The following is a 20,953-nucleotide window of genomic DNA, read 5'->3' as shown; positions in this document are numbered from 1 at the left end:
GTGCCATGGGCTTCGCGGCCGGGAACAGGGATGATCAGTGGCACGCCGACGAAGAGCGCAACGTGCTGGTGTGGCGGCGCATCGAGCGGCGCGCGGCGCTGGAGGGGACCGCCGTCATGCCCCGGCACGTGTGCGGCGCGGCGGGAGAGGCGCTCAACGGCACCGGTGTCCTGCTCTACCAGGGCTGGGGCGAGGCGGGCGTGCGCCCGGTGGCGCTGTCGGGGCCGCCCGCGGAGGAGTTGGGGGAAGCGCAGGTGACCTTGGGGGAGGGGCCCGCTCTCAGCGCGCTGCGGCACCGCTGCCCGGTCCCGGCGGCGGACCTGATGGCTCCCACCGGGGCGGCCCGGTGGCCGGTGTTCGCCTCCTGGGCCGTCTCCCGCGACGTGGCGGCGGTGTTCGCCTTCCCCGTGATGATGGGCGCGGTCGCGGTGGGCTGCCTGGAGGTCCACCGCGCCGCCGCGGGCCCGCTGACCCCGCAGGAGTGGGCCGACGGGCTGCTGCTGGCCGATTCCGCCATGCTGGTGCTGCTGCGCGGCGGTCCGGCGGGCGCCGCGCGCGATCCGCACACCGACGCGGTCGAGGCCCGCTGGGTCCGCGTGCAGCAGGCGATCGGGGTGCTGTCGGTGCAGCTGGACAGCGACCTGGCCACGGCGTCCGCGCGGCTGCGCGCGCACGCCTACTGCACCGAACGCAGGCTCACCGCCGTGGCCGACGACGTGGTGGCACACCGGTTGCGGTTGGAGTCGGACGCCGGTGGTGACGACTTCCCCTGGTGGTGATGCGGGTCGGAGGACAGTCACCTGCGCGCCCGGCCGTGACGCGGTTTCCGCTGGCCGTTGTCGGCAGTCCGCCAAAAGCACTGGTGCCGCTCAGCGGAATTTTCCGAATGTTTTCGGGAGTCGTCGGGATGGCGGGCCCGACGCGGTCGGGTGCGCCCGCGGCCCCCTCCGCAGGGCCGCCCGCCGGGGCACCCGACCGCGGGAGCGGCGCCTGCCCGCCGCTCCGGAGCCGGGCTCAGCGCCGCGCGGTCGGTGACGGACCGTCGCGGTGGAGCCGGCGGGATCTGCGTGCGGCGGTGGCGGCCCGCTCGAGTTCCGCGCGGGGGACTTCCAGCACGTCGCTGAGCCAGTGCCGCCAGTACGGGCCCGGAATGCGCTTACCACGTTCCCAGCGCGAGACATCCTCGCGGGTGACGCCCCGGTTGCCGGAGACGGCGTGCAGTCTCTCGGTCAGGCCGCGCTGGGTGAGGCCGTGCCTCCGGCGCACCAGGGGCAGGAGTGCGGAGGTCGTCAGGGGTCGCTCGTCCTGGTCGTCTCGGGTGGCTGGCCGCGGCACAGCTGATTCCCCTTCCTCGACGGGCTGGTGCGCACGCCCAGTCTGGCACCGACAGCCCGCCCACCACCGAATGCATACCGGTGATACCCGCAGAACATGACGGCGGCCGGACGAATTCCGGGAAAGTCACGGCAGCCTCGATTGCGGGTCCAGTGCCCTGGCGATGGCCAGTGTGTCGTGGAAGAAGCGGAATTCGCAGATGAGCCCGTCCCGCACGCCGATCCACAGCGCGAAGTCGTAGACCAGTTCGCCGCCGGTGCGCGGCACCCGCGCGTGCACCCGGCCGAGCAGCACGCCGCTCGCGTGCTCCACGACCAGTCCGCGGGTGGTGATCCGGGTCAGGTCGAACGCCGAGAGGTAGCCCAGGAAGAACGATTCCAGCTCGCGGTGGTTGCGGACCTGCGCGGGCCACGGCGCCCCCGGCACTCGCGCCGCCCACCAGCGGAACCCCCGGCAGAACAGCCTGGCCACGCCGGAGGCGTCGCCCGCGGCCCAGCGCGCGACGAGCTTCTCCACCACCGCGGCGACGTCGTCGCGCCCGCGGGTCATCCGCGGACCTCGTCGGAGCGGGGCGGTGGCGGCGGCACACCGGTCCTGCGGAGTGCGGGGGTGGTCGTCATCGGTGCTCCCGTCGTCGCGATCACCGCGGGCCGCCCCTCGCGGGCGGCCGGGCCGCGGCCGTCCCGTCCACCCTGGCCCCGGAGCCGTCGAGCACCAAGCGCTCCCCGCCGCCTACCGGTCACCACCGAGGCGGATCACCGCGGCACACGCGTCCGGGGGAGTGGTACCGGCAGTCGAGGGCGGGCCGCGCGTTCCTCGTTCGACGCGGGCAGCGGGGAAGCGGGTGGTGGCGATGCCGGAGGCCGGCGCGGATGGCGGGCGCGGCAGGCCATCGCGCTGCTGCGGGCCGCTCAGGCATCGGCGCCTGCCACAGTCGGACACCGCGCCCACGTGTGTGCGGCTCTCCGACGAGTGGACCTGGTGACGATGCTCGGCGTCATGCGCACCGAGCAGGCGCTGCCCACCGGGTCGGCGAGCACCTCGCCGCCCACCTCGGTGTCGACCTGCGCCACCGGGTCCTGCGGGGCCGGGCACGACCCGCCGCGCCGACCACCGCGGCGCCGTGGACGTCTCCGCCGTGGCGGACGGCGACCCGCCGCTCACGTCGACCGGCGTCATCCCGGCTGCCGCGAGGTGCTCGGCCGCAGGTGGCGAAGTGAGGCCCTGGGTTCTCCTCGGCTTCTCCCTGTGGACAACTGCTGTTAACCTTCGTGCGCACACCGCTCCGGTCCTGTGTGGACACGATCGGACTGCAAGGATTCTGCAAGCGGCACCACCGATAGTTCGCGCGGCGCAACAAGTCGCCGTCTTTCGGCTGGGGGTGTTCGTGCGCGGTCGTCGGTCTCGTCCCGGACTGGCCGGGTTGTTGTTCCTGCCTGCGGGCGGGGTGAAGTTCCTCGCCATCGGGCTCACCGTCGCGGTGCTCGCCGGGGGAACGGCCGGTGACGCCGTCCTCGGCGGCGCCGGTCCGGTCGACGGCTCGGTGCTGTCCGCGCTGCGCGGGCCCGACCAGTTGTGGGGCTCCGCGGCCGCGGCGGCGGCCGCGGGGCACGTCGAGGGCAAGCCGGACAACCGGACGTTGCCCGAGTCGATCCGCGGCCGCTACCCCAAGCAGGTGTGGGACCAGAAGGTCGACAACACCGTCGAGGAGGTCGAGGCGCCGGTCGCCCGGACGACCGGGTACGACGCCGCCACGAGCAAGGAGATCCCGGAGGCGCGCACCGCCCACGAGCGCGTCTACACCAACGCCGACGGCACCCAGACCACGGAGTTCTCCACCGCCAAGGTGAACTACCGCGCCGCCGACGGCTCCTGGAAGCCGGTCGACCCCTCGCTGGTGGCGGACCCCGGCAAGGGCTGGCGCAACGCAGCGGACGAAGTGGACGTGCGCCTGGCGGGCCAGTCCGGCGGTGACCTGGTCACCCTGACCGTGGACCAGGACCACTCGGTGTCCTACTCGCTGGCTGGCGCGAACCGGGCGACCGCCACGGCCGACGGCACCACCGTCACCTACCCCGGTGTCCTGCCCGGCGTGGACCTCAGGGTGGAGTCGGTGCCCAGCGGTGCCAAGGAGACCCTCGTCCTGGCCGGGCCCGACGCGCCGACCGAGTACCTGTTCCCCTTGACGCTCAAGGGTTTGACGCCCAGCGTCGTGGACGGCGAGGTCGTGTTCGCCGACGCCTCCGGCGCCCGGCGGGCGGTCATCCCGCCGGGCGACATGGTGGACGCCAAGTCCGCGCGCTCCACCGGCGTCTCCTACCGCCTGGTCACCTCCGGCGGCGCGCCCGCGCTCCAGGTGAGCGTCGACGGCGGCTGGCTGCGCGAGCCCGGCCGGGCGTTCCCCGTCTCGGTGGACCCGACGGTGAAGCTGCCGGTCGCGGGCGACGCCGCGGACAGCAGCATGTACGTCTCGGGTGGTGCTTCCTCTCCCGGTGGCAACGACTTCTCCATCGGCCCCAACGCCGCCGCGTACCTGAGGTTCGGCGGCCTGGTGAGCAGGCTCCAGCACCACACCATCTTCGGCGCGCAGCTGTGGGCGGTGAACTACGAGGCCGAGTCGTGCAACCCGCGGCAGGTCACCGTGCACCCGGTCACCAGCTCCTGGGTCTCCGACGGCGACTACTCCTACCCCGGCCCGTCCGTGGGCGGGGCGCTGGCGAGCAAGTCCTTCGCACACGGCTACATCGCGTTCGGCCAGTCCTCCTCGGCGTGCCCGCGCGCGGGCGAGCTGTTCAACCTCGGCTCCGGGGGCCGCGACCTGGTGCAGCGCTGGGTCGACGGCGAGCAGGCGAACCACGGCCTGTCCCTGCGCGGCACGGGGGCCAAGAAGTTCACCGGCCCCGGCACCGCCAACCCGCCCAAGCTGTTCGTCACGCACAGCCCGTACAACGCGACCTACAAGCTGGCCGACCCGGTGCCCAAGCCGCCGGTGCTGCAGAACCAGGACGGCAAGGTCAAGATCACCGTCACCAACCGCAGCGCCGCCGCCTGGGCGCCCGGCGACTACTACCTGGCCTATCGCGCCTACAAGGCCGACACCGGCGCTTCGGTGGTCCAGCAGCGCGCGGCCAACCTCACCTCGACGGTGGCGCGCGGCGGCAAGGTCACCCTGGAAGCGACCATCAAGGCGCTGCCGCCGGGCAAGTACTTCCTCGACTTCACCATGGTCCGCTCCGGCGGGCCGGTCTTCACCGACCACCAGGTCCCGCCGGGGCGGATCGTGCTCCAGGTCTTCGACATCCCACCGGTGGTGCAGGAGCTGTTCCCGCCCAACGGGTTCCGCGCGCCGACGCTGACCCCGCAGCTGTGGGCGCGGGCGCTGGACATCGACGCCCCGCCGTCCTCGTCGCTGCAGTTCAAGTTCGAGGTCTGCGAGAGCGACGCGGCGGGCAAACCGGTCAACTGCGTCAACTCCGGCTACCAGGCCAAGACCGCGTGGACCGTGCCCGCGGGCACCCTGCGGTGGAGCAGGACCTACCAGTGGCGCGCTTTCGTCAAGGACGCCACCACAGAGGTGCCCTCGCCGTACTCGGTGCTGCTGGCCCAGGTGCCGCAGCCGGAGATCACCTCCCGCATCGCGGGCGCGCCCTACTCCGACCAGAACCAGGACTTCGACCCGCGGAGCGGCAACCACACCACCTCCGCTGTCGACGCGACGGCGGCCACGGTGGGTCCGCAGCTGACCCTGACCCGCACCTACAACAGCCTCGACCCGCGCCGCGACGGTCTGTTCGGCGCGGGCTGGAGCACCAGCTACGACATGAAGGTGGTGCCCGACGACGACGGCTCGGGCAACGTCGTGGTGACCTACCCCGACGGCCAGGCCGTCCGGTTCGGCCGCAACGCCGACGGCACCTACGCGGCCCCACCGGGCCGCACCGCGTCGCTGACCTCCGACAGCACCTCGTGGAAGCTGCTGGACAAGTCCGGCACCACCTACCAGTTCGCGACGACCGGCAAGCTCAACAGGATCACCGACGTGGCCAACCGCTCGTTGGTGCTGACCTACGCCGAGGGCAAGCTCAGCAAGGTCCAGGCGTCGGTGAGCCAGACCAGCACCGCGGGTCGCGCGCTGCTGTTCACCTGGACCGGCAACCACGTCACCAGCGTGCGCACCGACCCGGTCGACGGCACCGCGCTGACGTGGAACTACACCTACGACGGCGACGTGCTCAAGAAGGTGTGCGCGCCCGGTTCGGCGTGCACCGGCTACGACTACAGCGCGGGCTCGCACTACCGCAGCGCCGTGCTCGACGCGCGGCCCGAGTCGTACTGGCGGCTGGGCGACACCGAGGGCACCGCGGCCTCCAGCGAGGTCGCCGTCAACCTCGGCAAGGACGTCGGCACCTACAAGAGCACCACCCCGAGCACCGAGACCCCGTTGGCGGGCACCACCGACCAGTCCACGGCGTTCAACGGCTCCACCTCCGCAGTGGAGCTGCCCAAGGGCACGCTGAAGAAGAGCCGCGACGCGGCGGTCGAGCTGTGGTTCAAGAACAACCCCAGCGGCTCCGGCGGTCCGCTGCTGGGCTACCAGGACAAGGCGCTGGGCAGCGCGTCCACCACCGGCGTGCCCGTGCTGTACGTCGGCACGGACGGCAAGCTGCGCGGCCAGTTCGCCACCGGCTCGATCTCCCCGATCACCTCGGCCGCGACGGTCAACGACGGGCGCTGGCACCACGTGGTGCTGTCCTCGATGGGCAGCACGCAGACGCTGTACCTGGACGGCGCGAAGGTCGGTGAGCTGACCGGCAAGACCGTCGACCACGCCCTGCTGACGTTCAACCAGATCGGCGCGGCCTACGCGGGCACGCCCGCGTCCTGGCCCGCCTGGGGCGCCACCGCCCAGCGGTCCTACAACGGCACCATCGACGAGGTCTCGCTCTACGCGGGCCCACTGGGCGCGGCCTCGGTCGCGGCGCACTACAAGGCGGCCACCGCCAAGGCCGACCAGCTGGCCAAGGTGACCCTGCCCAGCGGCCGGGTCGCCGCCACCGCCACCTACGACGTCAGCCGCGACCGGCTCAAGGAGTACACCGACGCCGACGGCGGCACGTGGCGGATCGGCGCGCCCGCCGTCTACGGCGGTGACACCGACCTGCGCCGCAGCGTCGAGGTGCTCGACCCGGCGGGCAGGCCCAGCCTGTACGAGTACGACGCGATCGGCGGCTGGCTGCTGCGCTACGGCCTGCCGCTGGGCGTGGAGGCCCGTTCCGAGGACGAGCCCGGCGAGCCTGCCCCGAGCGAGCCGGAGCCGGTGGAGACCTGCACCCAGCCCGACCCCAACGACCCCGCGTTCTGCACCACGATCCCGGACGACTCCGGCGGCCCGGTGTTCGTGCGCTACGGCACCGAGGGCACCAGCATCCGGGCGTTCTCCTACGACGACAACGGCAACCTCACCACGGTCACCGACGAGAACGGCGACTCCACCTGGTTGACCTACGACGCCCGCGGCAACGTCACCTCCACCAAGACCTGCCGCACGGCGACGGTGTGCCACACCTCGTACAAGACCTACCCGGCCACCATCACCAACCAGTACGACCCGCGCAACGACCTGCCCGTCGAATCCCGCGACGGCCGGTCGGCAGGCCCGACCGACAACACCTACCGGACGAGCTACAGCTACCACTTCACCGGCCAGCTGGCCTCGCAGACCAACCCGGACAACAGCACGACCTCGAACACCTACACCAACGGCTCCGAGGTGGCGGTCGGCGGCGGCAGCGTGCCCGCCGGCCTGCTGGCGGGCTCCACCAACGGCCGCGGCAAGGTGACCCGCTTCGCCTACTACGCCAACGGCGACCTGGCCCGGATCACCCACCCCAACGGCCTGGTGCGCGAGTACACCTACGACGCCCTGGGCCGCCGCACCACCGAGAAGGAGATCTCCGACTCCTTCCCGTCCGGAGTGGTCACCACGTTCACCTACGACGGCATGTCCCGCCCGCGCACCACCACCGGGCCGGTGACCACCAACCCGATCAGCGGCGTCAAGCACCAGTTGCGCACCACCACCGACTACGACGCCGACGGCAACCCCACCCGCGTGGAGCGGGCCGACCTGCTCGGCGGGGACCAACCGCGGGTGACCACGACCGACTACGACGAGCACGGCCGCCCGCTCACGGTGACCGACGCCGAGGGCGGCGAGACCGGCTACGACCACGACGCCTTCGGCAACGTCACCTCCGTCACCGACCCCAACGGCAACCGCTTCGACATGGCCTACACCGCCCGCAACGCGCTGGCGGAGGTCCGGCTGCGGGACTGGCGCAGCGACCCGCCGGGCGCGCCTGCCCCCGGCACCGGCGACTACCTGGTGCTGAACTCCTACGCGTACGACTTCGCGGGCAGGCTGGCCAGCACCACCGACGCGATGGGCCGCCGGGTCGAGCACGAGCACTACGACGACGGCCTGCTCAAGCGGTCGGTGCTGAAGAACTTCCGCAACCCCGACGGCAGCACGCGCGACTACGTGCTGGAGGACAACACCTACGACGGCGCGGGCCACCTCGTCCAGGAGGTGGTCGACAACGGCAAGACGGTGGCGCGGAACACCGTCGACAAGCTGGGCCGGGTGCTGACCGCGGTGCTGGACCCGAACGGCCTCAACCGCGCCAACGCCTTCACCTACGACGGCAACGGCAACGTCACCTCGGTGACGTCGACGGGCAAGTGGTCCAACGTCTCCGGTGTCGTGCCCGTCAACGAGCAGAAGGTCACCTACGTCTACGACGACGCGGACAACCTCGTCGAGGAGCGCGTCAGCGACGGCACCACCACCCGCGTCACCAAGACCGGCTACGACCAGCGCGGCCTGGCCACCTCCGCCACCGACGCCCGCGGCACCGCCGCCGGCGCGGACCCGGCGGCGTTCACCACCCGCGTCTCCCACGACGAGCTGGGCCGCCCGGTCACCACGACCGGCGCGCCGGTGCTCGCCGAGACCGGCGGGCAGCCCGCGACGACGGTCACCCCGACCGTGGTCACCGGCTACAACACCTTCGGCGAGCCGACCGAGGGCAAGGACGAGCTGGGCAACGTCTCCCGCGCCGCCTACGACCGGCTCGGCAGGCCGGTGAGCAAGTCGTCCCCCGCCTACCAGGCGCCGGGCGCGAGCAAGCCGATCACGCCGACCACCACCACGAAGTACGACGGCAACGGCAACGCCGTGGAGGTCACCGACGCCCGCGGCAACACCACCCGCAGCGCCTACGACCAGCTCGACCGGCTGACCAAGTTGGACCAGCCCGCCTCCACCGACGACGAGCGCGCCACCACCTGGTTCACCTACACCCGATCCGGCCAACTGCTGTCCACAGTGGACCCCACTGGCGCGCGGACCGAGGCGACCTACGACGACCTCGACCGCCAGGTGACCGCCACGGCCGTGGAGCGCCGCCCCGTCCCCGGCGCGTTCACCACCAGGGTCGGCTACGACGACGCGGGCAACGTGCTCACCTCCGCCCTGCCCAGCGGGGCCACGACCACCAACACCTTCGACACGCTCGGCCAGCTCATCAAGTCCGCCGACCCGAACGACGTGCGGGTCGAGCACGGCTACGACTTCATGGGCAGGCGGGTGCGGACCACCGACGGCTTCGGCCGCACCGCGCAGAGCACCTACGACCTGTTCGGGCGCAAGGTCGCCGAGGCGACCCTGAAGGCCGACGGGACCGTGCTGCGCAGCTCCGGCTACGGCTACGACCCGGTCGGCAACCTGACCACCGCCACCGACCCGCTCAAGCAGACCAGCACCTACACCTACGACGCGGCCAACCGGCTGGTCAAGCAGGTCGAGCCGGTCGCGGACGGCAAGTCGATCACCACCACCTCCGGCTACGACGCGGCGGGCCACCGCACCCGCTACACCGACGGCCGCGGCAACGCCACCATCACCACCTACAACAACCTCGGCCTGGCCGAGTCCACCACCGAGCCCGCGACCGCCGCGCACCCGAACACCGCCGACCGGACCTGGACGGTGGGCTACGACGGCAACGCCAACCCGGTCTCGCTGACCGCCCCCGGCGGCGTGACCCGGCAACGGATCTACGACGCGGCGAACCGGCCCACCGACGAGACCGGTGCGGGCGCGGAAGCCGAGACCGCCGCCCGCGAGATCGGCTACGACCTGGCGGGCAGGCTCACCTCGGCAGGCGCGGTGGGCGGCACCAACACCTACGCCTACGACGACCGGGGCAACCTGCTGAGCACCACCGGCCCCGGCGGTGTCGCGGAGTTCACCTACGACCCCGACGGCAACACCGCCACCCGCGAGGACGCCGCGGGCACCGCGAGCTACGGCTACACCAGGAGCAGGCTCAGCAGCATCACCGACGGCCTCACCGGCACCGCGCAGAAGTTCACCTACGACCAGGCGGGCGCGGTCAAGGCGATCGACTACGGCGCGGGCCGGGTGCGCTCGCTGGGCTACGACGACGTCGGCAGGCTGGCCTCGGACACCCTGACCAACGCGGGCAAGCGGACCGTGGCCTCGATCGGCTACGGCTACAACCCCGACGACACGGTCGCCAGCGAGACCACGGCGGGCCTGGCGGGCGCGGGCACCACGACCTACACCTACGACCACGCCGCCAGGCTGACCGGCGTCACCGCGGGCGGCGCCACCACCACCTACGAGTGGGACGACGCGGGCAACCGCGCCAAGGCCGCGGGCAGGACCGCGACCTACGACGAGCGCAACCGGCTGCTGTCCGACGGCACCAGCACCTACGCCTACTCGGCCAGGGGCGGCCTGCGGTCGAAGACGACCGCGGAGCAGACCGAGCAGTACTCCTTCGACGCGTTCGAGCGGATGGTGTCCGCCAACGGCCAGACCTACGGCTACGACGACCTGGACCGCGTCGCCACCAGGGGCGCCACCCGGTTCACCTACGCGGGCCTGGCCGACGAGGTCGTCTCCGACGGCGTGCAGAGCTTCGCCAGGGGACCGGGCGACGAGCTGGTGGCCACCGCGCGCGGCACCACCGAGCGGCTGACGCTGTCCGACGCCCACGGCGACGTGGTGGCGGGCTTCGACCCGGTCGACAGCGCGCTGACCGCGCTGCCCGACTCCACCGGCTACGACCCGTTCGGCAAGGTGACCGCCAGGAACGGCGACACCGGCGCGCTGGGCTTCCAGGGCGACTGGACCGACCCGGCCACCGGGCGGGTGGACGCGGGCGTGCGCTGGTACGACCCGAGCACCGGCGGGTTCTCCTCCCGCGACACGCTGGACACCTCCGGCGGCTCGGCCTCCTACGCCAACCGCTACGCCTACGGCGCCGGTGACCCCGTGGGCTACAACGACCCCACCGGCCACTTCCAGGGCCCGCGCCCCTACCCGGCCAGCCCGTACACCCCCACCAAGCCGAAGGCGCCCAGCGGACCCAAGGGCGGCAAGTTCGGCTGGGTCGGCATCGGCCTGGGGATGATCTGGAACGTCATCAAGCCGACCCCGCTCGGTGACTCCTCCTGCACCGGCCGGTACGGCGTGACCTGCGACGTGTACTACAGCGCCGGCTGGCAGCACCAACCGTCGGTGCTGGAGCGGTTCTGCGACACCCACCCGTGGACCAACCAGTGCGGCGGCAGCGGCACCAGGTTCTACCCGCCCGTCGGCGACCCCGGCACCGACGCCTCCCCCGGAACCGGCGCGGGTCCGGGCGGCGGTGGCGGTGGCGGGCCGACCGCGGAGGAGATCGCGGCGGCGGCCCGGCTGGCGGCCTACCTGCGCGCCAAGCGGATCTCCGACCAGGCGCGGGCGGAGAACGAGCACGCGGCCAAGAACACGCCGATCGCGCTGCCCGCCGGGGCGACCGCGCCGGTGGTCACGCTGCCCAAGCTGGTGTCGTCCTCGCCGTCCAAGCCCGCCGCGAAGCTGGGCACCAGCCGCGACGTGGTCAAGGACGCCAAGGCCGCGACCGACGACATCTACCAGAACGCCGTGCGGCGGGTCGGCAGGCTCGTGCACGACGTGTCCAGCGCGGCCCGCGTCGTGGTGGCCACGGTCAGCTCGCTCGGCGACCCGTACTCGATGCGGGTGACCAACGCGCGCGGCGGCGACTGCCGCGAGCAGCTGCCCGAGCCGAACTACAAGCCGGTGGACACGGCCAGGGGCGGCCGGGCGACCGGCGTGGAGGCGTGCCTGACCATCGATGACCTCGACAACGGCAAGGGCACCCCGGCCTCGGTCAACCCGCCCGGCATGGGGTGGGCCTTCGGGTACGCCCGGAGCCTGGGCGTCGAGCGCGAGGAGCTGACGCGCTGGATCAACCGGTGCCACCTGCTGGGCAAGCAGTTCGGCGGCAGCGGCAGCGACCTGCGCAACCTGTCCACGTGCGGCCGGACCGCCAACGCCACCAAGGTCGCCACCAGGGACCAGCCCATCAACCACCACATGTACAACTTCGAGAAGAAGGTCGAGGCGGCCTTGAGGAGCAAGCAGATCGTCCGCTACGAGGTCACCCCGATCTACAAGGGGCGGCGCACGGTGCCGGTGTCCTACGAGATGACCGCCGAGGGCATGTACGAGGGCGGCGCACCGGGGATCAACATGCACGCCGTGGTGCCCAACACGATCTACAGCCCCAAGACCGGCGGCAGGCACAACCTCGGCCTGATCGAGGACGGCGGCGCGCCCGTCCCCGTCGGGGCCACACCGTGACCGCCGCCCGTCCCCTGAACGCGAGCTGCGCGAGCCAGCTCGGTCGAGGAGAGTGAAGTGTTCAGAAGAACAACGATGGCGCTGGCGGCCCTGCTGCTGGTGACCACCCTGCCGCAGGCGCCCGCCGCGCTGGCGGACGCCGCGGGCGGCGGCGGCGACTACGTGCCGCTGCCCGCGGCCCCGGCTGTGCTGGACACCCGGTCCGGCGTGGGCGGGGTGACCGGGGAGCGGGGCGCGGCCAGCACGACCGCGTTCCCGGTGCTGGGCGTGGGCGGGGTGCCCACCTCCGGTGTGGGGTCGGTGGTGGTGCGGATCACGCTGATGAACCCCACCGAGTCGACCTTCGCCGAGCTGTGGCCCGACGGCGCGACCCGGCCGACGCTGACCCACATCTCGGCGGTCAAGGGCGAGACCATCTCCAACTTCGCCGTGGTGCAGGTCGGCGCCAACGGCAAGCTGGCCGTCTACAACGCCTCCGGCAAGGTGGACATCGGCGTCGAGGCGCACGGCTACTTCAAGAGCAGCCAGGGCACCACCGGCGGCGGGTTCGTCCCGGTGGCGCACACCAGGGTCGTCGACACCCGTGAAGGTCTGGGCACCACGACCGGCACGATCGCCTCGGACGCGAACCGGACCGTGACGCTGGCGGGCGGCCTGGTCCCGGTCGGCGCCGCGGCGGTCGTGGTCAACCTGCTGGTGCCGGGCGCGAGCGCGGGGGGCTGGCTGAACGCGGGCGCGTCCAGCACCCGGCCGGTGTTCAACTACGCGGCCGGGTCCACCCAGTCGCAGGCGATCATCCCGCTGTCCGCCGACGGCAAGGTGGTCTTCCGCAACAACGGCTCCGCCGCGGTCAACCTCAGCGTCACCGTGCAGGGCTACTTCACCGCCAACGCCAGCCAGGGCGCGGGCTACCGACCGGTGGCCAAGCGGCTGCTCAACACCCGCACGGCGGGCGCGGGCCTGCCGGTGGCCGCCAACGGCACGATCGACGTCCAGGTGGGCGGCACCAACGGCCTGCCGACCCGCGGCATCGCGGGCGCGGCGGTGAACGTGGTCGTCACGCCCGCGGAGGCGGGCTACCTCAAGGCGTGGCCGGTCGGCCAGGCCGAGCCGTCGGTCAGCGTGATGGACTTCAAGGCGGACTCCTGGCGCGACAACATGATCGTGCTCAAGCCCGGCACCGACGGCAAGATCCGCCTCCGCAACGGCAGTTCCGGCACCGCGCACGTGGTCGTGGACCTGCTGGGCTGGTTCGCCGACCCGCTGCCGACGCTGGAGATCGCGAAGAACACCCGGATGGCGGCGTTGCAGCTGCCGCCCGTCGAGGGGGCGTTGACGGGCAAGATCTGGCACGCCTACGTGGACAACTCGGGTCGCGTGGTGGCGGGCCTGCAGGAGAACCCCGACGTCGTGGGCGCCGTGCGGTGGCAGGTGCTCTCGGGCAACGAGGCGTTCACCGGTCAGCCCACCCTGGTGCGGCTGTCCGACGGCCGCGTGCGGATCACCGCGCAGCACACCGACGGCGACCTGCGGTCGATCACCCAGACCGCGCTGGACGCGGTGAGCTGGGGCGCGTGGGCGGACCTGGGCGGCTCGATGGCGTCGCCGCCGAAGACCGCGCTGGTCGCCGGGACCGCGGTGCACTTCGCGGTGGACGCCGACGGCAAGCTGTGGGCCCACGCGCAGACCGGTTCGGTGCCGTACTGGCGCAACCTGGGCGACCAGGACCTCACCGGCTCGCTGGAGGTGGTCGCGGTGCGCAGCGGCGTGCAGGTGTTCGGCCTGACCACCGCGGGGTCGATCAAGGTGATCCAGTACTACGACGACGGTTCCGTCTCGGCGTGGGCCGACCTGGGCGGCGTCGGCCTCAACAGCGCTCCGTCCGTCGTGGTGCGCCCCGGCTACTCGGCGCAGGTGTTCGTCCGCGACGCGGGCGGCGCGATCGTGAGCAAGCTCCAGGACGGCAGCGGCGCGTGGCCCGCGGACTGGACGTCGGTCGGTGCGCTGACCTCCGCGGGTGCGCCCGCCGCGATCCTGGACCCGGCGCTCGGCCGCGTCGCGGTCGTGGTGCGCGGAACCGACGGGGAGGCGCACGGCGTCTGGGAGACGGCCACGGCCAGCAACGAGTGGGGTTCGGTGTACGACATGTCCGGCCCGAACCCGGACCCGGTGGCGACCGACCCGTTCGCCTTGGCGTACCGCAACTCCAACACCTCGGAGCTGCTGTTCTCCTACCTCAACGCCAACGGCGCGATGAGGTTCTACGGGCGGGAGATCCCGACGTCGTGACCGAACCGGAACGGCCGGGGGCCGCGCGGTCCCCGGTCCGCTTCCGCGTGCTGGGCCCGGTCGCCGCGGACGGCGCGACCGGGCCCCTGCGCGTGGGCGGACCGAAGCGCCGGGGCCTGCTGGCGGTGTTGTTGCTGCACGCCAACCGGGAGGTCGCCGACGAGCGGCTGTGCGCGCTGCTGTGGGGCGACCACCCGCCCGCCAACGCGCGCGGCCAGCTCCAGGTCTACGTGTCGGGTCTGCGCGGACTGCTGGGCAAGGCGGCCGTGGTCCGCGAGTCGCGCGGCTACCGGCTGGTGGTGGCACCCGGCGAGCTGGACCTGGAGGTGTTCACCGGGCTGGTCGGGCGCGGTGTCGAGGAGTTGGCGCGCGGTCGGGCCGCTGCGGCGTCGGAGGCGTTGCGCGAGGCGCTGGCGCTGTGGCGCGGCCCCGCGCTGGGCGGTGTGCCGGAGTCGCTGGTGGCGCGCGAGGGACCGGCGCTGCAGGAGCGGCGGGTCGTCGCGTTCGAGCACTTCGCCGAGGCGCAGTTGGCGTTGGGCGGGCACGCCGGGGTGATCGGCGAGCTGACCGCGCTGGTGCGCGAGCACCCGCTGCGGGAGCGGCTGACGTGGCAGCTGATGGTGGCGCTGTCCCGTGCGGGCCGCGTGCCCGAGGCGTTGGCGGCTTATGACGCGTTCCGCCGCGGGTTGGCCGTCGAGCAGGGGTTGGACCCCGGTGACGCCCTGGTCGGGCTGCACCGGAGCATCCTCCAGGGGCGGGAGGCGGGGCCGCGACCCGCTGAGCTGCCGCACGACGTGCCCGGTTTCGCGGGGCGGGAGCGGGAGCTGGCCGAGCTGACCGGCTGGTTGGAGGAGTGGGAGCGCGCGGGCGGGGTGCGGGTGTGCGTGGTCAGCGGGATGCCCGGTGTGGGCAAGTCGGCGCTGGCGGTGCACTGGGCGCATCGGGTGCGCGACCGCTTTCCCGACGGTCAGCTGTATCTGGACCTGCGCGATCCCGGTGACCCGGTGGCGCGGCTGCTGCGCACCGTGGAGCCGCACGGGCGGGGAACGGGGGAGCCGGACCGGCGCTACCGGACGGCGGTGGCGGATCGGCGGTTCCTGCTGCTGCTCGACCACGCCGAGGACGCCGCGCAGGTGCGGCGGTTGTTGCCGGGTGGGTCGGCGGTGGTCGTGGTGACCAGCAGGAACCGGCTCGGCGACCTGGTGGTCCGCGATGGTGCTCGGGCGTTGCCGCTGGACGTGCTGGCGGTCGGGGATTCGCTGGAGGTGTTGGGGGAGCGGGGGGCGGCGGCGGAGGAGTTGGCGGAGTTGTGCGGCCACCTGCCGCTGGCGCTGCGGATCGCCGCCGCCGACCCCGGTGGTGCCGCCCGGTGGTTGGCCGAGACTCCCCCGGATCGGGTGCTGGACCGGTTGGTCGTGGGCGGGGAGTCGGTGGCAGGGGCGTTCGCCGGGTGGTTCGCCGCGTTGCCCGCCGAGTTGCGCGACGTGGCGTTGCGGTGGGCTCCGCTGCCGGTGTCGGAGTTCAGCGCGCGCACCGCCGCGGCGGTGGCCGGGTGCCCGGTGTTCGACGCCGGGACCGCCCTGCGGGCGTTGGCCGGGGCCTGCCTGCTGGCGCAGCCCCGGCCCGGCCGGTACCGCTGGCACCCGCTGGTCCGCCGCTTCCTCGCCCGGACCCGCGAGTCGAACGCCGGGGTGGCGCGAGTCGAACGCCGGGGTGGCGCGAGTTCCGCGTTCGGGTAGGGCTCGGGTTGCCCAGGCGTTGAACTCGGGCAACCCGAGCGTTCGACTCGCGAGGACGTGTCAGCCCGCGTTGTCCAGCGGCAGTCGGACCGCGGTGACGGGACCGAAGTCGGTTCCCCGGCGCAGCGCGGTCAGCTCGACGTCGGTCAGGGCCCTGCGGTGGATCGTGAAGTCGTCGAGCAGGCCCTTGAACCGGTTGGTGCCGTCGGGTTTCGCGCCGAGCCGGAAGCCGTCCACCGCGAAGGTGTCGCCGTAGGTCAGCGAGCCCGACACGGCCGCGCTGCCCAACTGGGCGCCGTCCACCAGCAGCGCCACCGAGTCGCCGGAGCGGCGCAGGGTCACGTGGTGCCAGGTCCCGTCACCGAACGCGACCGCCGTCGACTGGTCCGGTGCGGACACCTCGGCGACACCCGCGTCGGTCTGCACGTAGGCGTGCAGCCGGTCCCTGCCCGGCTGGGCGCGCAGCCAGAGGTTGCGCTCGGTGGACCCGGAGCCGTAGGCCCAGAACAGCACCTGGTCGGCGGTCGTGCTCGTGGCGCGGTACTGCACCCACGCGGACGTGGTGAAGTCGCCGGACCCCAGCGCGGTGCTCGGCGCGTACGGCAGCCGCACGGCGTCGTCCACGCCGTCGAACGACAGCGCGCCGCCCACCTTCCCGGTGACCACGGCCGGGTCGCCCAGCGCCGCCGCGCGCACGCAGTGCGCCGAGGCGTCCGGGGTGCTGGGCCCGGTGACCGGGTCCACCATGTCGTGCGACTGGGTCCGCTGGCCGTCGAACGTCCACCACACCGCGGGCAGGTCGCCGGGGAACCGGCCCGCCGCGGCCTGCGCCAGCTCGGTGGCGGTCAACGCGCGGTGGTAGAGCCGGAAGTCGTCCAACGCCCCCTGCAGCACGTCGGTGCCGCCCATCTTGGACCCCGCGCGCAACCCGCTGATGGTGTCCTGCTCCGCGGTCACCGAACCGGTCAGGCCGGTGACCGAGGCGGGCGTGCCGCCGTCGACGCTGAGCCGCACGGTGCCGCCCTCGCGGGACAGCGCCATCAGGTGCCACCCGCCGTCGCCGAACGCGGTGCGCGACGCCGAGGTGTCCGGCAGGGCGACGGAGACCTGGGCGGTGTCGGTCTGCACCCACGCGTAGAGGCGGTCCTGCCCCGGCTGGGCCCGCACCCACAGCGACCGCTTGCCCGAGGTCGTCCCGTAGGCCCACACCAGCGCCTGGTTCGGGCTGCTCGCCGTGGCGCTGTAGCGGAACCAGGTGGCGAAGGTGAAGTCCCCCGAGCCGAGGTCGAGCGCGGGGGAGAAGGGCGTCTCCACACCGGGGTGCGCCGCGTTCACCTGGATCGCGGACGAGGACTTGCCCTCCACCGGCGACTGGAGCCCGCCCAGCAGGGTCGCCGTGGCGCAGTGGCCGGACACGTCGTCGGTGATCGGCGTGGCCGTCCGGCTCGGCACGGTCGCCGTGTCGACCGACTGGAACGCCAGCCGCAGCACGCCCGTCGGCCCGTAGCCGCCGCGCACCGAGGTCAGCTCCTCGACGCTCAGCGCCCTGCGGAACAGCCGGAAGTCCTTGAGCCTGCCCGCGAAGCTGTCGCTGGCGCCCGCGTCCTGCTTGGCGCCGAGGCGGATGCCGCCGACGCCGCTGTTCACCGGGCCCACCACGCCGGTGGCACTCGCGGTCACGCCGTCCACGGTCAGCTCGACCCTGCTCCCGGCGCGCGTCAAGGACAGGTGGTGCCAGGCCCCGTCGCCGAACGCGACCCGCGCCGCGGTGTCCGGGAGCGAGACCGACGCGCCGCCACCGCTGCCCTGCACCCACGCGGTCAGCTGGTCGTTCGCGGGCTGCGCGCGCAGCCACACCTGCGGCTGACCGGAACCGACGCCGTAGGCCCACAGCAGCGCCTGGTTGGGGCTGCTCGCCGTGGCGCTGTAGCGGAACCGGGTGGTGAAGGTGAAGTCGTCCGCGCCGGGGTCCAGGGTGTGCGAGTGCGGGATGTCTGCGTGATCGCCCGCGCCGTCGAGCAGCAGTCCGTCGTCCAGCGCCGCGTTCCCGACCAGGTAGGCGTCGTTGGCCTCGGGCGAGCTGTCCGGCGTGGTCGGGCCCGCCGGGGTGGACGGCTGCGCCGACGGCGTGCCGCGGGTGGTCCCCGGCAGACCCAGCTGGCCCGGCGTGAAGCGGGTGAAGCGGATCTCGTCGGCGGAGAACGCCACGCCGCCCTCGTAGAGCACCCCGATCTCGCCGCCCGCCAGCTCCGCCAGGTCGGAGTAGCCCGAGCGGTCGTTGGTGACCAGACCGCTCGCCGGGCTGAGCCAGGTGTTGCCGCGGTCGGTGGAGTAGCGGATCTTGAGGTGCTCGCGGTCGTTCGGGTCGGAGGGGCCGGAGAACACCAGCACGTCGCCGGGGGTGGACCGGTAGGTCCGCTGGAGCGCCAGAACCGAGCCCTGCACGGTCGGCGTCACCAGCGAGGGCACGGTGGTGAAGGAGGGCATCGTGGTGCCGCCGTCGAGGCTGACCGCCTTGGCCCGGTGGTTGCCGTCGGTGACCTCGTTGCGCGCGAGGGCGTAGACCGCGCCGTCGGGCAGCTCCGCCACGGCGATCTCACCGGGGCTGAGCTGGCCCTCCACGTAGGAGTTGGGCACCGTGCTGGCACGCCAGGTGTCGCCACCGTCGTCGCTGTAGAGCACGCCCGCCAGCACGGTGCCGTTCCTGGGCTTCTGGTGCGCCCCGACGACCAGCCGCCCGGCGTGCTCGCCGTGCTGGAGCTGGATGCCGTGCGCGGGCCCGGTGGCGAACCAGCCGTCGTTGGTCCCGTCGAAGCTCGCGCCCAGCGGACGGGCAGTGCTCCAGGTCAGGCCGTCGTCGTCGCTGTGCTGCACCCACGGCAGCCGCTGTCCGCCGGGCACGGCCTCGTTGGAGGTGGTCACCAGCACGACCCGGCCGGTGCGCCGGTCCACCACGGGCACGGCGTTGCCCCTGGTGAACGGCGCGTTCGGGTCGTCGGGGGTGCCGGAGAGGACCACCCGGATGGGCCCCCACGTGCGGCCGTCGTTGGTGGACCGCCGCACCACCAGGTCGATGTCGCCGCGGTCGGCGCAGGACGGCGACTTGCGCGCTTCCGAGAACGCCAGCAGGCTGCCCGCGGCGGTGCGCACCAGCACGGGGATGCGGAAGCACCCGTAGCCGTTGGTGCCCGTGCGGAACAGCACCTGCTGGGTGCCGACCAGCGAGGTGGACGGTGAGACACCGCTGGCCGCGGCGACCGGTGGCGGTAGCAGGCCCACGACCAGGGCCAGCAGGACGAGGTGGGCGAATCGCATCACGGCGCCAACGTAGGGAGCCGCGCTTTACCGCCGCTGAACTTCCGCTTCCACCGCCCCTCAACGTCTGCAAGTACTACCCGACGTGCTCCTCGGGGCCGGTAACCACTACCCGACCACTCGAACGCGCGGCTTGCGGCGTGGACGGACTCGATCGTGTTCGGGCCGGGCCGGCTACCCTCGGCAGCAGCCGGGAGGTGCCGATGAACGTCGCAGAAGGCTCACGATCCGAGCCGACCCCGCCCGAGATCGGTGAACGCGTGCGGACCATCCGGAGGCGCCGCGGCCTCGGGCTCGACACCGCCGCCGGGCTGGCCGGGATCACGAAGTCGTACCTGTCCATGCTCGAACGCGGTCAGCGCCGGTTCGAGCGGCGGGGTCTGCTGGAGGACATCGCCCGCGCGCTGGGCTGCTCCGTCGCAGACCTGACCGGCCAGCCGTACTTGCCCGGTGACCGCGTGGCCGCTGAGGCGCTGACCGCGCTGCCGGAAATCTCCGTAGCCCTGTACGACGCCACTTTGGACGATGTTCCGGACTTGCCCGCCCGGCCGCTGCACGAGTTGGCGGGGCTGGCGGCTCAGGCGAACGAGCACACCGCGCACAGCCGCTACGCGGCAGCCGGACGAGGCTTGGGTTCACTGCTGACCGACCTGCACGTCCACGTCGTGACCGGCGAGGACCGCCGAGCCGCGCTCATCGCCCTGGTGGAGACCTGCCTAGTGGCCTGTGGTGCCGCCCGCAGCCTCGGCAACGCGGACCTGGCGGTCACCGCCGCCGCCCGTGCGCAGGAGGCTGCCCGCAGGGTGGAGTCCCCGGCACTGCAGGGGTTCACAGCCATGGCGGCTACCGGGGTGTTGAGCAGGCTGGGCGCTCGGCACCGGGCCGAGCGGATCGCCCGCACCGCCCTGGAGCACCTCGTGGACGTGGCCGACCCGACCGCGTCGGACACCGCGGCGGCGGAAGCGGCCGGCATGTTGCACCTGTCGTCGGCGCAGCTGGCCGCCAAGTCCGGACGCGCGGCGGACGCGGTGGCGCACCTCGCGGAGGCGGTCGAACTGGCGCGACGGACGGGGGAGCGGAACGCGCTGTGGTTCAGCTTCGGCCCGGCGAACGTGCGGGCGTGGGCGCTGTCCGTGGCCGTGGAATCCGGACGCGGTCCGGTCGAGGCCGAGCGGGTCGAGGCCACCCCCGGTTACGCCGATGCCCTCACCGCCGCCGACCGGCGTGCCGCGCTGCACTTCGACCTCGCCCGAGCCCACTGCCAGGCGGGCGGCTCGCGGGACGCGGCGGCGCTGCGGCACCTGGACACCGCCGACCGGATCGCGCCGCAACGCATCCGACACAACCCGGTGGCCCGCGAACTGCTGATCGAGCTCGATCAGCGCGCCCGCGTGCGCACGTGGGAGCTGAAGTCGCTGAAGAGTCGGCTCGGTGTGGGTTCACACTCTGTGAACAGTTGATCGTCAAAGCCGACCGCTGAGTCGACGCCGACACCGCACAGACGATCAGGAAGCGCGAACGCTCGGCTCGCAGTGCGCGA

Annotated in this window: 7 protein-coding genes; 5 read left to right on the top strand and 2 right to left on the bottom strand. The window is 73.0% G+C overall.

All coding sequences use genetic code 11. The features are described from left to right. The first annotated feature begins 5 nt into the window (after nucleotides 1-5). Nucleotides 6-779: a GAF domain-containing protein gene (locus JOF41_RS13585; protein ID WP_209619212.1), complete on the top strand. Its 774-nt coding sequence runs from the start codon at nucleotides 6-8 to the stop codon at nucleotides 777-779. A 682-nt stretch (nucleotides 780-1,461) separates the two neighbouring features. Here the strand turns inward: JOF41_RS13585 and JOF41_RS13575 are convergent. Continuing rightward, on the bottom strand, nucleotides 1,462-1,884 hold the full coding sequence (locus JOF41_RS13575) for a nuclear transport factor 2 family protein (RefSeq protein ID WP_189223423.1): 423 nt from the start codon (nucleotides 1,882-1,884) through the stop codon (nucleotides 1,462-1,464). An 874-nt stretch (nucleotides 1,885-2,758) separates the two neighbouring features. Between JOF41_RS13575 and JOF41_RS13570 the strand changes: the two genes are divergently transcribed. The 3 genes from JOF41_RS13570 to JOF41_RS13560 are packed head-to-tail and all read left to right on the top strand — an operon-like array spanning nucleotide 2,759 to nucleotide 16,098. Beyond that, nucleotides 2,759-12,070, top strand: a complete 9,312-nt coding sequence (locus JOF41_RS13570) for a LamG-like jellyroll fold domain-containing protein (protein WP_244989586.1) — start codon at nucleotides 2,759-2,761, stop codon at nucleotides 12,068-12,070. Nucleotides 12,071-12,127: 57 nt separating this feature from the next. Then, nucleotides 12,128-14,359, top strand: coding sequence for a DUF8189 domain-containing protein (locus JOF41_RS13565; protein ID WP_209619206.1), 2,232 nt, complete (start codon nucleotides 12,128-12,130; stop codon nucleotides 14,357-14,359). Further along, nucleotides 14,356-16,098 carry an AfsR/SARP family transcriptional regulator gene (locus JOF41_RS13560; protein WP_189223426.1) on the top strand — a complete coding sequence of 581 codons (1,743 nt, stop codon included), beginning with the start codon at nucleotides 14,356-14,358 and terminating at the stop codon, nucleotides 16,096-16,098. Before JOF41_RS13565 ends, JOF41_RS13560 begins: the two co-directional genes overlap by 4 nt. A gap of 60 nt (nucleotides 16,099-16,158) precedes the next feature. On the opposite strand, the gene JOF41_RS13555 is transcribed toward JOF41_RS13560, so the two are convergent. After that, nucleotides 16,159-19,413: a sialidase family protein gene (locus tag JOF41_RS13555; protein ID WP_244991022.1), complete on the bottom strand. Its 3,255-nt coding sequence runs from the start codon at nucleotides 19,411-19,413 to the stop codon at nucleotides 16,159-16,161. Between the two features lie 203 nt (nucleotides 19,414-19,616). Here JOF41_RS13555 and JOF41_RS13550 point away from each other — a divergent pair, with 203 nt between their 5' ends. Further along, on the top strand, nucleotides 19,617-20,873 hold the full coding sequence (locus JOF41_RS13550; RefSeq protein ID WP_244989585.1) for a helix-turn-helix domain-containing protein: 1,257 nt from the start codon (nucleotides 19,617-19,619) through the stop codon (nucleotides 20,871-20,873). Nucleotides 20,874-20,953: the final 80 nt, after the last annotated feature.

Origin of the sequence: Saccharothrix coeruleofusca (assembly GCF_017876325.1) — a bacterium.
GTDB classification, from domain to species: Bacteria; Actinomycetota; Actinomycetes; order Mycobacteriales; family Pseudonocardiaceae; genus Actinosynnema; species Actinosynnema coeruleofuscum.
This window is presented reverse-complemented; position numbering and strand designations above follow the sequence as displayed.